This is a genomic window from Flavobacterium akiainvivens (genome assembly GCF_001278115.1).
Classification (GTDB): Bacteria; Bacteroidota; Bacteroidia; order Flavobacteriales; family Flavobacteriaceae; genus Flavobacterium; species Flavobacterium akiainvivens.
In genome coordinates this window covers 4,063,813-4,077,277 of record NZ_LIYD01000005.1, presented here as the reverse complement: position 1 = coordinate 4,077,277, position 13,465 = coordinate 4,063,813, and the positions used below count along the sequence as shown (strand labels likewise).

The window sequence follows — 13,465 nt, the reverse complement described above, 5'->3', positions numbered from 1 at the left end:
TTGAAGAACATACTCTATTTCAGGTTTCGATAAATTCTTTTAGTTCAGATGCTTTCGGGGTCAGGTTTTAAAAGTTTTTCTTACTTTTACTGTACTAACCTGTTCCATCATGAAAATAAAAATCCTCCTCCTGTGCCTGTTTGTGGTGTGTGCCGCATGGGCTAAACCCATTATAATTAAAGGTAAAATAAACGGCAAGCTTCCTGAAGCCCTGCGTTATAACGCACCGGTTAACGGTTCATCAGGTTTTGAATTTTGTTATACGGCAGTAGTAGATGCAAATGGCAACTTCGAAATAAACACCGATATAAGCAATGTAGCCTTTATAGATATATACTACAACTACCAGCCCGCGGGCTATGTTGTGGCCGTTCCGGGTGGGCAATATAATATTGACATTATTAAGAATGGCGACTTTATAACCACCAAGGTTACAGGTACTGATGCCCCGGTGCAACAACACTACAATGCTATGTTAAGCCAAATACGTGAGGGGCTTTTTTTTGAAACAGCGCAGCAAGCCTCTAAAATTGAAGACCCAAAAGAGTTTGAAAATCATTTCAGCCAACTATACAAAAAAGACTTTGAGGGTATAACCACGCTTTATAACGGCAAGCTTATTTCTAAAAATATTTTTGAAGCATTAACACACGAACGCCAAACGTTTTATGCCGCAACAAAATCATATGCCATACTCATTAAACATAGTACAGAAAATGAAGCCACAAAGCCTAACCTAAAACCGTTTCAGGATATTTGGGAGGCCATATTCAGAAAAGAGCAGCCGGGTGTGCTGCAGTCGCCGTGGTGTGGCTATTACCTGATGGAATATAAAAATTTCAAGGCATACCAGGAGGTTGGGTTCAACCAAAAAAATATAGTAAACGCCACTGATGCCCTTAGCGGAATAAAACATACTTCCGGCCTTTTGCCAAAGCAGTATGCCGAATGTTTTATTGCACAGACATTGTATGGTTATTTATATGGCGACAGGAAAGACAAAGGCGCCATAACCGTATTTAATTACCTTAAACAACACTACCCAAAAAGCGGTTACATTAGTTATTTTGAACCAAAAATAGCGCCCGTTATTGCCTTTTTTGCCGAAACCGAAAGCCTGCCGCAGGGCGCTGCCTATGTAGATAATTACCGCCAGTTGAATACTTTTGAAGAACTGGTTAAAAAATTTGAGGGGCAAAAACTCTTTATAGATGTGTGGGCCACCTGGTGCGGGCCGTGCCGCGATGAGTTTAAGTATAAAGATGAGCTGTACAAAATACTAAAGGCAAACAATGTTACGGTGCTCTACATTTCGGTAGATAAAGAAGATAAAGACGAAACCTGGAAAAAAATGATAGGCCACTATGGCTTGCAGGGGCACCACATACGGGTAAACCCGGCGCTTGACCTTAACATTACCAAATTATTTAACAGCGACGGCGATGTTAACAATACCGGTATCCTTATTCCGTGGTATATGCTGGTGGGCAGTAATGGCACCGTGCATCAGCTGCATGCCGCATCGCCATCAGATATCAGTAAGCTTGAAGCCGAAATCAAAAAAATGTAAGCGGGCCCAATTGTTACATAAATCAATTGCTACATTGAATAATTGCTACATTTGCATAGTAATCATTAAAAAATGTCTGCCAAAGCCGCTGCCACACGCCTCAACATACTGCAAAAAGCCTTTGCACTGGTGTATGCCAACGGCTACCGCACCACCAGTATTGACCAGGTTATAGCCACTACACAGGTAACCAAGGGCGCGTTTTTTTATCATTTTAAGAACAAAGATGATATGGGCCTGGCCATGATAAACGAGGTAATGCGCCCCGGTATGGAAGAAGCCCTGCTAACACCGCTTACATCGGGCAAAAACCCAAAGGAAGAACTTTATGCCATGATGCACGGCCTGTTGCTGCAAAACCCTTTTTTTGTGGTAAAATACGGCTGTCCCGCCATAAACCTTATCGATGAGCTTTCGGGCTATAGCGATGCCTTTAACAAAACCCTTACCACCCTGGCTGATAACTGGCGCAATGCCATTATTGCCTGTATAGAAAACGGCAAATCAAACGGCAGCATCAAGCCTGAAACCAATGCATCTCAGGTAGCCCTGTATGTACTGGCATCTTATGGCGGCATTCGCAACCTGGGCAAAATGTATGGCAAAGACTGTTACACCCCTTTCCTTGCCGAGTTTAAAAACTACCTCAGCACCCTTTGATATTTTTTTATTTAAAAACATACTAATTAGTATGTTTTTATTTTACCTTTGCTGCCATCAATCAAAAAATACCGAATAGTATGTTTAATATTTTACTTATAGCACATTCGATGTTCCGGTGGCTGGTACTGGCGGCGCTGTGCTACACTCTTTATCGCTCGTGGTGCCGCTACCGCACCCTGCAACCCTTTACAAAAACAGATAACGCCCTGCGTCACTGGAGCGCTACCATAGCCCACATACAGCTCATGTTGGGTATGGTACTCTATACCCAGAGCCCCATGGTTAAATACTTTAACAGCGGTGTGGGAGATAACGCCGGCGAACCTGTTTTCTTTGGTGTAATCCACATACTGCTCATGCTGCTGGCCATTGTGGTGGTTACAATAGGCTCTGCCCGGGCCAAACGCCAGCCCACCGACAGCCGGAAGTTTAAAACCATCTATACCTTTTTTGGCATAGCACTGCTGGTTATACTGGTTGCCATACCGTGGCCGTTTTCAACACTTGCCCACCGCCCGTTAATTCGCTTTTAATCATGATACACTTATTCAAAACAAACACAGGCCGGTTGCGCATCATCGGCTTTTTAGAAGGCATTTCTTTACTCTTGCTGGTTTTTGTGGCCGTACCACTTAAGTATGCCGCGTCTGACCCATCTCTGGTAAAAACCCTTGGCCCCATACACGGTGCGCTGTTTTTGCTGTTCATTTTCAATACGCTCAGTGTGGGGGTAGACCAGGGCTGGAAGTTTAGCCAAACCACCTGGAAGGTACTCCTGGCCTGCATAATACCCTTTGGCACATTTTACATAGACCACAAGATACTCAGGCCTATCCGTTAAACATTTTGTGGCGCTTAATATCCCTGCCCTGCCGTATTTGCCAGGCATGCCACGCACTGGGCACATCGTGCGTCCATTTAGGCAGGAACAGGATTATAAGGTACACGTCAAGGTGCGATATAACCCCGAAAACAATAGCCAGCGCAAAGGGTATACCCGCATAGTCAAAGCCCAGTATACTTGTAAAGGCGGCAAACAGCATAATGCCCCACAGCTTGCTTAGCAGCGCGTGCGTGCAGGTTTCTTTGCCAAATTTCAGGAAGCTGAACAGGTAGGTTAACCCCTCCATGGCAAAAAGCGTAATAATGGCTATTTTGTTTTGGATGATGATATCCGGGCTCAGCAGCCAGGCACACCATCCGGCACAAAGCCAGAAAACAAGGTCGGTCTGGCTGTCCATACGGCGCAGCGTGGCAGTGCTTATGCCCTGATTACGGGCAATAATACCGTCAAAAATATCAGATAGTATACCTGCCAGCAGCATAACCACAAGCGGCATGCGGGCAGCTTCGCCATAGTGGTACGCCAGTGCAATCATGCACGGCCCCAGCACCAGGCGAAACAGGATAAGAAGGATGGGAAGTTTTTTCATTTTTTTTAGGTTCTGAGTTACTGAGGAACTAAGGTTCTGAGGTTTTACAAACATTACACCGTAGCTATTTTTTGACAATTACAGCGGCTTTACCCTAAGTACCTCAGCACCTCAGGGCCTAAGCGCCTTAGATTCTCACCTGCGCACATACACTCACGCTGTGGCTGCCAAAATTATCGGGTACGTTGTTGCTAAAAAACCCGTAAGGTGCAAAGTTATAGGCCGCATAAAACGATACCCGCCCCACGTGCAGCCGTACCCCCTGCCCTATGTGGAAGGTACTTAGCGCACGGGCATAGCTCTCGCCAAAGAGGTCAACCGTGTTCTCGTTCTCTTCGTCTTCGGCGGGTGTAACGGGCGGGTCAGTATAGTGGCGGTCGCGGTATTCGTCATAATAGGTAAAAAAGGCATAGCCGTAGCTGCTTACCCACTCCAGGCTGGTTTTGCCGCCCAATACATACACATTGCAAAACCGCATGCCCACCATACCCGAAACACCTATGGCATTTGTGGGCAGCGCCTCGCCGCGGTAGGTATAGGTAAACTCCTGCGGGTTTTGGGGAATATACAGGCTAAAACCCAGGTCAAGCATATCGTTATAGGCAACACGGGTGCGCCACCAGGCACCAAACTCGGCAGATGTGCCGTATTTTTCCTTCATCCGCCCCAGCGGGATGCGCACCCCGGCCTCTGCCACAAAACGCGCATAACGGGTAGTATCGGTAATGGTAGAGTCGCGCTCAATACCCCGGTTTTGCTGGGCATGCACCGGGCTAACAGCCAATAGGATTAAAAATATCAGTATCTTTTTCATAGTGTTATTGTATAAATTAACGCTGAGGCAGCATCCTGTTTTCGGTTACGTCAACGCACCTTCTGCCGCATTTTTTCAAAAAAAGTATTCCATTTAAAACTATACGACCACGCGCCATCTTCGGTAACATAGTTGTTAAGCAGCCATATATGCCGTGCCGCGCCGTTTGCATACACCAGTACCTCATAGTCATACCCCGTACCCAGGCGCTTAAAGCCATTAGCCTCTGCCTTGTTCCACATCTTTACATATTTCTTTATCTCATTAGCGCTTAAACGCAGGGTAGCCGTACTGCCTTTTATCAGTACCGAATCAATGGTTTCTGCGCTAAGCAGTTCCTTACTATCTGCATACACTCTTTTAGTGCCGTTACACAAATTGAAGTACACATAGCGTTCGCGGTTTTCCTCAAAGCGCAACAGGCAGGAGTCGTTATCCTGTAAGGCGCCATAGTTTATGTAGCGCCCATCCCTATACACATCATACGTATAAAATGGCGGGCCTGCCCAACCCATTTTCCTGCAATACATTATGCTGTATCCGTCTATATGCCATACTTTTCCGGCATACTCACTTGTGATTTTCAGGCTGCCGCAGGACATCAGGAAAACGGCAGGCAATAGTGTAATTATGGCTGTTTTTAGTTTCATATCTGTTTATTTTACCGGATGAAACCCGCGGCTGTGCGCAACCCCTCTCAAAGGCTTAGATGCTAAGCGGCTAAGTAGCTAAGCAGCTTTTACCAGTTAACAAAAGGCAGGCTGCGTTTTTCGTTTACATTCCACAGCCCTATCTGCAGGCCGCGGCACTTTTTGGTACGGTTAAAAATACCTACCTGAAGGCCCGTCATTTCTCCGGCAGTTATATTGGTTATGCCTATGTTTAGCCCCCTTATGGTTTCCCCGCGGTTAAAAAGCCCCAGCATAACCCCGTTGTATTTTACCGCATTATTGCCCATGCCCACAAGCAGGCCGTTGCCCTTTTCTTCAACAGAATTACCAAAAGCAGCTATGTGCAGGCCGTTCATAACCCGGTTAACGTTATACAGCACCGAGACATTAACCCCGTTACTGGCCGACCCTGCATTAAACAGCGACACCCCAAGGCCATTAAGGCGTGCATTGCCTATAAGCCCCGCAGTTGAAATATGCAGGCCGTTAACGCGGGTGTAAATACTGTCGCGTTTAACCCTCGACGGGTCAAAAAACAGCATGTACAGCGGCGCAAGCGGATTAATTTCAAGGTTAAACCCGTTAATGGTTACTTCTGCATTATCTTCAGACGGAAAGCCCACACCAAGGCCCATGGCCATTCCGTTTACACGATAGGTATCCTGCCCTACAGGCGTAAGGCTAAAGGGTGTCCATTTTTTGGCATCGGCCTGCTGCGCCAGCGCAGCAACCGAAAAGAGTAAGATGAGTAGGTGTTTCATAATAAAAGCCGCTGAGCTACTGAGTTTCTTAGCTACTGAGCTGCCCGGCGTTGTGGCTCAGCAGTATGTTATTAATCATAGTCAACAATAATCGCGTGCTTTCAAAAGCTAAAACGCTTAGTGGCTAAGAAGCTTAGCAGCTTCTTCTACCAGTTAATAAAAGGCATTGTGCCCCTGTCGTTTTGGTTAAGTAAGCCTATTTGCAGGCCGTTGCATTTCTTTGCTTTATTTATAAGGCCTATTTGCAGGCCGTTCATCTCTCCGGTGCAGGTATTGGCAATACCTATGCTTACCCCTTTAAAGTATTCGGCAGTATTAAAGCCGCCTATCTGCACGCCGCTAAATTTTTTGCCATTGTTAAGCGCCGCTATAAAAAGCCCGCTGCCTTCTATGTGCGCACTGTTGCTTAAGCCTGAAATGTGCACCCCGTGCAGCTGCCTGCTCACATTATACAGTGCGCTTATGGTAAGCCCGTTGGTTTTATTGGTAATACTAAAAACCGAAATGCCCAGCCCGTTAAAGTCATCGCCATCCATAAAGCCACCGGCGGCAAGGTGCAGCCCGTTAACGGTGCGCATTACTTTTTCATTATCTGCTACCAGTATTTTAGCCGGATCCAGGAAAATAAGTATAAGGGGCGTAAGCGGGTTTACTTCAATATTAACCCCGTTAAACATAGTAGGCGTATTACTCAACGACCCGCCAAAGCCTATTGCCAGGCCATTTACACGGTCAATCCTTCTGGGCGTTGGCGTAAGGCTGAAAAAACGCGTTTGCAACGTATCGGCCTGCTGCGCAAAGGCAGTAATTGAAAAGAGTAAGATGAGTAGGTGTTTCATTTTTAAGGTTCTTAGATTCTGAGGTTCTGAGTTTGGGGCTGTAGAGAAACCTTAGCACCTAAGTACCTAAGTACCTCAGAACCTTGAATCAAAATTATCGCGAACACCGCAATTTAATTTGTGCCAATCGATTAAAATAAAACCTATATTTGTGAAAATCGCAAAAATGGATAACCAGGATGTTTTGCTTAAAGCGGTAAGGAATAAGCTTGATAAAAGCCGGTCAGTAATAGAAGCCATTGCCGAAGTACTGGGCATAAGCTATGATGCCGCCCACCGCCGTGTGAGCCAGAAAAGTAAATTCAGCATTGAAGAAACCATTACCCTGTGCCGCCACTACGGCCTGAGCATGGATGCCCTTTTTGCAGGCAGCAAAAAAGTAATTGTAGAAAAAACAGCCGAGATAAGCTCACTACAGGATATGGAAGCCTACTTTAGGCACTCGGCCGATAATATTGCGGCATTTGCCCAATATCCGGACGCAAAAATGTACTACAGCGCTAAAGATATTCCGCTGTTTTATACCATAGGCGGCACGCTGCTCAGCAAGTTTAAGCTGTATGTATGGCTCAACCTGCTGTCGGGCACCCAAAACCAGGGCAGCTTCGAGGCTTTTACGGTAGACAGGGCGCTTTTGCAGCACAGCACCCGCCTTAAAGATATTTATGAAAAGGTAGAGGTACACGAAATCTGGAACGACACCACCATAAACAGTACCCTGCAACAGGTGTACTATTTTTTCCAGAGCGGGTTGGTATCATTGCCCAATGCCCTCCTGCTGTGCGAAGACCTAAAAGCCATCCTCAACACCGCCGAAGACCGGTGCTGCAACGGGCAGGGGCGTTTTAGCCTGTATTATAACGAGCTGCTTATACTCAACAACAATGTGCTGCTTAGCGCGCCACAGCAGCAATCGCTTTTTGTGCCCTACACCATGCTGGGCTATTTTATTACCGAAGATGCCGATACCTGCACCAATGCCCTGGCGTTTTTTAAGCACCAGCTGCGCAGCAGCAAATCGCTTAACCTTAGCGGCACGCGCGACAGGAAGGTGTTTTTTAACCGTGCCCACCAAAAGGTTGAACTGTATATGCAGCGCATGCAGGCTGCAACAGAAATATTTTAAACTTTAACATAGTTATGGCGCAACTTTAAGTAATTTAACAGACTTAAATACAAACCATTAATACTTTACGCCATGAAAAAGTTACTTTTACTCCTTGCGGCACCGGCATGTGTACTGGTGTCGTGCTCTGATGACGATTCAACACCAAGCACCCCTAATGCCCTAACGCTGGCAAAGACCATTACTTACGAACCCCTCGAGAGCAATTACAACACCAAGCGTGTAGCCTATTACAACACACAGGGCCGGTTTATTGCCGATACCCTTTTTAGCGCAAGCGGCACTATCTTGGAACGTTCTGAGGCTGTTTATACCGCCACAACCCAAACTGTTGCCGGCTTTGATGCCTCAAACACGTTGGTTTACACATCAATCGACACCTTTGATGCCCAGGGCCGTATTGTATCAAGAAGCAACCAAAACCTTTTTGACAACAATATTTCGCAGTTTACCTATAATACAGATGGTACCATTACCTATGCCCAGGTTAGCGGGGGTGTTGCAGTACCGTTAATTACCTACGCCACTAACAGCGACGGGCTTATTATTTCATCTCAATTTGTTGAAAGCAATAATGCATCTTATGTAAATTTTGACGGAGGCACGCCCTCTAACATTATGCAGTACATAAGCGACTGGGACCAGGAACAACTTTTTGCAAGCTTTACGTATTTTAACGTACAGAAGCCCCAAAATTCGCTGCTTAGCGTTGCCGAGCGCAACAACCGCATACTGCCGCAAAACCAGCTTAACCAGGTGGCCGAAACGCATTCGCAATACGTTAAGTCGTATGAAAATATGTGGGAGTTTGAGCGTACCTTCAACGCCAATAACTATCAGACATACAGGAAAAAGACCAGCTTTAATGATTTTGGTGCAGACCTTACCGAAGAAACATTTTTTTACTATAACGAGTAACACCAAAAACCATAGTGAAGGAGCAGGCGCAAAAAACGCCTGCTTTTTTTATGCCCGCACGCAACCTTTTGTTTTTTAGGCAGACTAATAATTAAATTGCTAAGAAAGAGAAAACAATTTTTGCACCGGCGCTCCATAAAAACAGCGCCGGAAGCAAATTTTAAACGGAAGTATGACGCGATAAACCAGGTATAATTGTTAGCTTTAACCCTACCTAAACAAGAGGCTTTGAATCTCGACGACATCATTAAGGGCTGCATAAAGGGCAATGCTAAGGCCCAGGAACAACTGTACCTGGCCTACAAGGGTGTATTGTATACCCTGTGCCTTAAATACTGCCGTAATGAGGAAGAAGCCGAAGACAACCTGCACAACGCGTTTATAGAAATCTTTACCAATATTAGCAAGTATAAAAACGCAGGCTCTTTTGAAGGCTGGATGAAGCGCATTACCATAAATAAGGCCATAGACAGCTACAAGAAAAACACCTTGATGGTGCCCATTAAAGACAACCTGCCTGAAGATACAGATGTTACTGATGATGAGGTAAACCTGCCTGCCAGCTACCTGCTTAGCCTGGTGCAGCAATTGCCCGATCAGTACCGCCTTGTTTTTAGTATGTATGAGCTGGACGATTACAGCCACAAAGAAATAGCCGAAAGCCTGGGCATAAGCGAAAGCACCAGCAAAAGCAACCTGCACAGGGCAAAGGCCATATTAAAGGAAAAAGTAAAGGCTAAGCAAAGCCTTGGAAATTATAACGTGAGCAATGGAAAATAAGCAAGACATAGGCAAGGCCTTTAAAGACAGGCTTGGCGGGCTGCACCGCGAGCCCGGCGATGCTGTGTGGCAAAACATAAACGCCTCTTTGCAGCAGCAAAAGCGTGGTGGTTTCCGCATGCCGTTTTGGGGCAAGGCTACATCTATCGTGTTGGGTGTAGTGCTGCTGGCAGTATTTACCTACCCGCAGTGGGAACAATACATGCCGGAAATTATCATTAAAATGCCCGGCGAAAAACAGCAAACCACAACCGGAACCGCTTCAGGTAATGGTACAGGTAACAGTACAACAGCACCCGAAACCGGCACAAATACAAATGTTACATTGCCACAAGGCACTGCTACCCCAGGCTCACAGGGTAATGCAGGCGTTAATAGCAATGCAGTAACTGCTACTGATTCCGGCAATACAACATCTGTTGTAAACAGTACTACGCCGGCTACAGGCAATGCAGTAAATGCCTCAGCAAATAACAGTTCGGCAAGTAATACCAAAACCACACAAGCCAATACTAACCGTAGTACTACCGAAAGCAATAAGGCGAACAGCAGTTCAACTTCAAACAGCAAAAATACAGCTGCTGTGGCTACTGTAAATAAGGCATCTGCCAAAGGCAAAAACAACAGTACTGCCACTAAAGGCAATACTAATAGTAAGCAAACAGTTGCCTCAACACCTGCTATTCAAAACAACCCTGCAAAAATGGCCAATGCCACAAACCAGGCAGGAGTTCAGGTTGCAGCTTCAGGGCAACCGGATAACCATAACAATGTTTCGGGTAACGCACCTGTACAAAACCAAAACAATAATGTTCAAAACCAACCGGCTACAAACGCCACATCCTCAGCCACAACACCTGTAGCTACAATTACAGGCAAAGGCCGCACTAAAATCAATACCGATGCACAATTTGTGTACAGCGCGGGTAATTTCCCTACCATTACAAAAGCAATGGCCGATAGCCTGCTGCTGGTACAAAAAAAGCTTGACGACGAAAAAAGCAGGGAACGCAGCTTTGCAAAACCCGCTTATGCTTTACAGGACAACCTTAGCGGAGGCGAAGGCTACCGCAATGATTTTTATGTGTTTGCCTTTGTGGCGCCTACTAACTATAAGTTTGGCGAAAGCACATCGCTTATAGACCCGTCGCTTAACAACAGCCGCTCTTCTGCCGAAACATCTACAAATTTTGGCGCTTACGTTGGCTATGAATTTTCAAGCCAGTTTAGCGTACGTGCCGGTGTAAGCAGCATGGGCATTACACAAAACACTACCGGTGTTACCCTTGGCGGCAACTACAGCGGCGTTACTTATGCCGATGGTATGAGCAACACTGCTGCAAACGTGGCACTGGGCAACAGCCCGGTAACCCTGCGCCAAAAAACCAGCATTGTAGAAGTACCGGTAGAAGCTACTTATGCCCTGTTTGGTACCCGTGCCGATTTGTATTTTAAAGGCGGTTTCAGTATGTTCTTTATGGGCGACAACGAGCTCCATGCCCTTAACAACCAGGGCAGCGTGCTGCTGGGCAGCCTTAACCGCGCTAACGATTTTAGCCTTTCGGGCAATGCCGGCTTTGGCTTCTACTACAAGTTTGTACGCGAATTGCAGCTTAATGTAGAGCCCGGCTTTAAATACTACTTTAATACATTTGAAGGCGTTAACCCCATATCGCTATACGTTCAGGCGGGCCTTCAGTACAGGTTTTAATATACAACCAACAAGTATATAGTTTTTTCAACCAATGATGAGTTAGTTTACCCCTGCCGCCGCAGGGGTTTGCTTTTTTAAGAAAACGTGATAGTGTTAATTTTTACTATAAATTAAAAATCTTTGTAACCTTTTGTCCGTCCCTTACGTATAACTACTGAATATTTTAAACCACAGGGAATTTTTACATGAGACAGTTAAAAATTACGAAGCAGGTAACCAACAGGGAAACTGCTTCTTTAGACAAATACCTCCAGGAGATTGGTAAAGTTGATTTGATCACAGCGGATGAGGAGGTAGAACTGGCACAGCGCATTAAAGCAGGTGACCAGCGCGCTCTTGAAAAACTTACTAAAGCTAACCTGCGTTTTGTGGTATCGGTTGCAAAACAGTACCAAAACCAGGGTCTTACTCTGCCCGACCTTATTAACGAAGGTAACCTGGGACTTATAAAAGCCGCCCAGCGTTTTGACGAAACACGCGGTTTTAAATTTATATCTTACGCCGTATGGTGGATTCGCCAGTCTATACTTCAGGCACTTGCTGAGCAGTCTCGTATTGTAAGGCTACCGCTTAACAAGATTGGCTCTATAAACAAGATTAATAAAATGTATGCCCTGCTTGAGCAGAGTAATGAACGTGCCCCAAGCGCCGAGGAAATTGCCAAAGAGCTTGACATGACCGTTAACGATGTTAAGGAGAGTATGAAAAACAGCGGCCGTCACCTGTCAATGGATGCACCGCTTGTAGAAGGTGAAGACTCTAACCTGTATGACGTATTGCGCTCTGGCGAATCGCCAAACCCGGACAGGGAGCTGATACACGAATCGCTTCGCACAGAAATTGAGCGTGCCCTTGAAACCCTTACCCCACGTGAGGCCGATGTTGTAAGGCTTTATTTCGGTTTGGGAGACCAGCACCCAATGACACTTGAAGAAATAGGAGAAACTTTTGACCTTACCCGCGAACGCGTACGCCAGATTAAAGAAAAGGCTATCAGGAGGTTAAAACACACTTCAAGGAGTAAAATACTTAAAACCTACCTTGGATAAGGCAAGGTTTGGCAAAAATAGCCGCCAAAATTTCGTATTTTAAATAAATGTCGTATTTTGGCGGTATAAATATGCATTATACCCACACCAGTATATAACAATACAAACAGTTCAATAACTGTTCGTTTTTTGATTGATGATTGAACTCCGGCTGATTACCGGAGTTTTTCAATTTATATAAGCCCTGCCCTGCGGGGTGATCGATGTCCCGCAGGTATAAATGGGCTATATCTTCATTACATTAACGCATTCTATCTTACAAATATTGTGCCGTTAATACAGCTTTCAGCAATTAGCCATCAGCTTTTTGATACTAACGTTAAAATTAGCTTCAACCCCTCCCTGAAACCTGAAACTTGAAACCTGAAACTAAAAATGTATCTTTGCTCCAACTAAACAACAACAACTTTTTAAGTATGAAAAACACACTTATAGCACCTTCAGTTTTGGCAGCCGACTTTGCCAACCTGCAGCGCGATATTGAAATGGTTAACGCCAGCCAGGCCGACTGGTTTCATATAGATATTATGGACGGCGTGTTTGTGCCCAACATTTCTTTTGGTATGCCGGTGCTGGAAGCCATTACCCGCCACGCTAAAAAAACCATAGACGTGCACCTTATGATTGTAGATCCTGACCGCTACATTAAAACCTTTGCCGAACTGGGTGCCACTAACCTTACCGTACACTATGAAGCCTGCACACACCTGCACCGCACGCTACAGGCCATAAAGGCTGAAGGCATGAAAGCCGGTATTGCCATAAACCCACACACTAACGTAAGCCTTTTGGAAGACATTATCAATGATACCGACCTGGTATGTATCATGAGTGTAAACCCGGGCTTTGGCGGCCAGTCTTTCATCGAAAAAACGTATGATAAGGTAAAACAGCTTAAGGAAATCATTACACGCAACGGCGCCTCTACCCTTATTGAAATAGATGGCGGCGTTACCGATAAAAACGCTGCACAGCTTGCCGCCGCCGGTGCCGATGTACTGGTAGCCGGTAACTTTGTTTTCCGTGCAGAAGACCCAATTGCTACAATTGAGAATTTGAAGAAGCTACTTTCTTAACAAGCTACTGAGCCGCTGAGCTACTTAGCATCTGAGCATAAAAAAACTCCA

15 protein-coding genes are annotated in these 13,465 nt (G+C 45.6%); 10 read left to right on the top strand and 5 right to left on the bottom strand.

Annotation, left to right across the window (positions count from 1 at the left end; genetic code table 11):
* The first annotated feature begins 109 nt into the window (after positions 1 to 109).
* From AM279_RS18225 to AM279_RS18210, 4 genes are all read left to right on the top strand, one after another.
* Complete coding sequence (locus AM279_RS18225) at positions 110 to 1,570, top strand: TlpA family protein disulfide reductase (protein WP_054409480.1); 1,461 nt, start codon at positions 110 to 112, stop codon at positions 1,568 to 1,570.
* A gap of 72 nt (positions 1,571 to 1,642) precedes the next feature.
* Positions 1,643 to 2,230, top strand: a complete 588-nt coding sequence (locus tag AM279_RS18220) for a TetR/AcrR family transcriptional regulator (protein WP_054409479.1) — start codon at positions 1,643 to 1,645, stop codon at positions 2,228 to 2,230.
* Positions 2,231 to 2,310: 80 nt separating this feature from the next.
* The gene (locus AM279_RS18215; RefSeq protein ID WP_054409478.1) at positions 2,311 to 2,766 is read left to right on the top strand and encodes a hypothetical protein; all 456 of its coding nucleotides are present in this window, start codon (positions 2,311 to 2,313) and stop codon (positions 2,764 to 2,766) included.
* A gap of 2 nt (positions 2,767 to 2,768) precedes the next feature.
* On the top strand, positions 2,769 to 3,074 hold the full coding sequence (locus AM279_RS18210; RefSeq protein ID WP_054409477.1) for a DUF3817 domain-containing protein: 306 nt from the start codon (positions 2,769 to 2,771) through the stop codon (positions 3,072 to 3,074).
* On the opposite strand, the gene AM279_RS18205 is transcribed toward AM279_RS18210, so the two are convergent.
* From AM279_RS18205 to AM279_RS18185, 5 genes are all read right to left on the bottom strand, one after another.
* Positions 3,064 to 3,666, bottom strand: coding sequence for a CDP-alcohol phosphatidyltransferase family protein (locus AM279_RS18205; RefSeq protein WP_054409476.1), 603 nt, complete (start codon positions 3,664 to 3,666; stop codon positions 3,064 to 3,066). The genes AM279_RS18210 and AM279_RS18205 overlap by 11 nt on opposite strands.
* Positions 3,667 to 3,793: 127 nt before the next feature.
* A complete protein-coding gene (locus tag AM279_RS18200; RefSeq protein WP_054409475.1) occupies positions 3,794 to 4,480 on the bottom strand; it encodes a hypothetical protein in 687 nt (228 codons plus the stop codon).
* A 50-nt stretch (positions 4,481 to 4,530) separates the two neighbouring features.
* The gene (locus AM279_RS18195; RefSeq protein WP_054409474.1) at positions 4,531 to 5,130 is read right to left on the bottom strand and encodes a hypothetical protein; all 600 of its coding nucleotides are present in this window, start codon (positions 5,128 to 5,130) and stop codon (positions 4,531 to 4,533) included.
* An 89-nt stretch (positions 5,131 to 5,219) separates the two neighbouring features.
* On the bottom strand, positions 5,220 to 5,912 hold the full coding sequence (locus tag AM279_RS18190; RefSeq protein ID WP_054409473.1) for an LA_2272 family surface repeat-containing protein: 693 nt from the start codon (positions 5,910 to 5,912) through the stop codon (positions 5,220 to 5,222).
* A gap of 146 nt (positions 5,913 to 6,058) precedes the next feature.
* Positions 6,059 to 6,751: an LA_2272 family surface repeat-containing protein gene (locus AM279_RS18185; RefSeq protein ID WP_054409472.1), complete on the bottom strand. Its 693-nt coding sequence runs from the start codon at positions 6,749 to 6,751 to the stop codon at positions 6,059 to 6,061.
* A gap of 151 nt (positions 6,752 to 6,902) precedes the next feature.
* Between AM279_RS18185 and AM279_RS18180 the strand changes: the two genes are divergently transcribed.
* From AM279_RS18180 to rpe, 6 genes are all read left to right on the top strand, one after another.
* Entirely contained in the window at positions 6,903 to 7,877 is a 975-nt protein-coding gene (locus tag AM279_RS18180) for a hypothetical protein (RefSeq protein WP_236688530.1), read from the top strand.
* Between the two features lie 72 nt (positions 7,878 to 7,949).
* Positions 7,950 to 8,795, top strand: coding sequence for a hypothetical protein (locus AM279_RS18175; RefSeq protein ID WP_054409470.1), 846 nt, complete (start codon positions 7,950 to 7,952; stop codon positions 8,793 to 8,795).
* 228 nt (positions 8,796 to 9,023) lie between these two features.
* Positions 9,024 to 9,575, top strand: coding sequence for an RNA polymerase sigma factor (locus AM279_RS18170; protein ID WP_054409469.1), 552 nt, complete (start codon positions 9,024 to 9,026; stop codon positions 9,573 to 9,575).
* Positions 9,565 to 11,286: a hypothetical protein gene (locus tag AM279_RS18165; RefSeq protein WP_054409468.1), complete on the top strand. Its 1,722-nt coding sequence runs from the start codon at positions 9,565 to 9,567 to the stop codon at positions 11,284 to 11,286. The genes AM279_RS18170 and AM279_RS18165 overlap by 11 nt, the downstream gene beginning before the upstream one ends.
* Before the next feature lie 188 nt (positions 11,287 to 11,474).
* Positions 11,475 to 12,338, top strand: coding sequence for a sigma-70 family RNA polymerase sigma factor (locus AM279_RS18160; protein ID WP_020212501.1), 864 nt, complete (start codon positions 11,475 to 11,477; stop codon positions 12,336 to 12,338).
* A 416-nt stretch (positions 12,339 to 12,754) separates the two neighbouring features.
* The gene (gene rpe / locus AM279_RS18155; protein ID WP_054409467.1) at positions 12,755 to 13,414 is read left to right on the top strand and encodes a ribulose-phosphate 3-epimerase; all 660 of its coding nucleotides are present in this window, start codon (positions 12,755 to 12,757) and stop codon (positions 13,412 to 13,414) included.
* Positions 13,415 to 13,465 lie beyond the last annotated feature (51 nt).

What these genes read in the sequence shown, in the direction of transcription:
- AM279_RS18220 (WP_054409479.1), top strand. Translation starts at nt 1,643, where the DNA reads ATGTCTGCCAAAGCCGCTGCCACACGCCTCAACATACTGCAAAAAGCC.
- AM279_RS18215 (WP_054409478.1), top strand. Translation starts at nt 2,311, where the DNA reads ATGTTTAATATTTTACTTATAGCACATTCGATGTTCCGGTGGCTGGTA.
- AM279_RS18205 (WP_054409476.1), bottom strand. Translation starts at nt 3,666, where the DNA reads ATGAAAAAACTTCCCATCCTTCTTATCCTGTTTCGCCTGGTGCTGGGG.
- AM279_RS18185 (WP_054409472.1), bottom strand. Translation starts at nt 6,751, where the DNA reads ATGAAACACCTACTCATCTTACTCTTTTCAATTACTGCCTTTGCGCAG.
- AM279_RS18160 (WP_020212501.1), top strand. Translation starts at nt 11,475, where the DNA reads ATGAGACAGTTAAAAATTACGAAGCAGGTAACCAACAGGGAAACTGCT.
- AM279_RS18175 (WP_054409470.1), top strand. Translation starts at nt 7,950, where the DNA reads ATGAAAAAGTTACTTTTACTCCTTGCGGCACCGGCATGTGTACTGGTG.
- AM279_RS18190 (WP_054409473.1), bottom strand. Translation starts at nt 5,912, where the DNA reads ATGAAACACCTACTCATCTTACTCTTTTCGGTTGCTGCGCTGGCGCAG.
- AM279_RS18225 (WP_054409480.1), top strand. Translation starts at nt 110, where the DNA reads ATGAAAATAAAAATCCTCCTCCTGTGCCTGTTTGTGGTGTGTGCCGCA.
- AM279_RS18200 (WP_054409475.1), bottom strand. Translation starts at nt 4,480, where the DNA reads ATGAAAAAGATACTGATATTTTTAATCCTATTGGCTGTTAGCCCGGTG.
- AM279_RS18210 (WP_054409477.1), top strand. Translation starts at nt 2,769, where the DNA reads ATGATACACTTATTCAAAACAAACACAGGCCGGTTGCGCATCATCGGC.
- AM279_RS18165 (WP_054409468.1), top strand. Translation starts at nt 9,565, where the DNA reads ATGGAAAATAAGCAAGACATAGGCAAGGCCTTTAAAGACAGGCTTGGC.
- rpe (WP_054409467.1), top strand. Translation starts at nt 12,755, where the DNA reads ATGAAAAACACACTTATAGCACCTTCAGTTTTGGCAGCCGACTTTGCC.
- AM279_RS18195 (WP_054409474.1), bottom strand. Translation starts at nt 5,130, where the DNA reads ATGAAACTAAAAACAGCCATAATTACACTATTGCCTGCCGTTTTCCTG.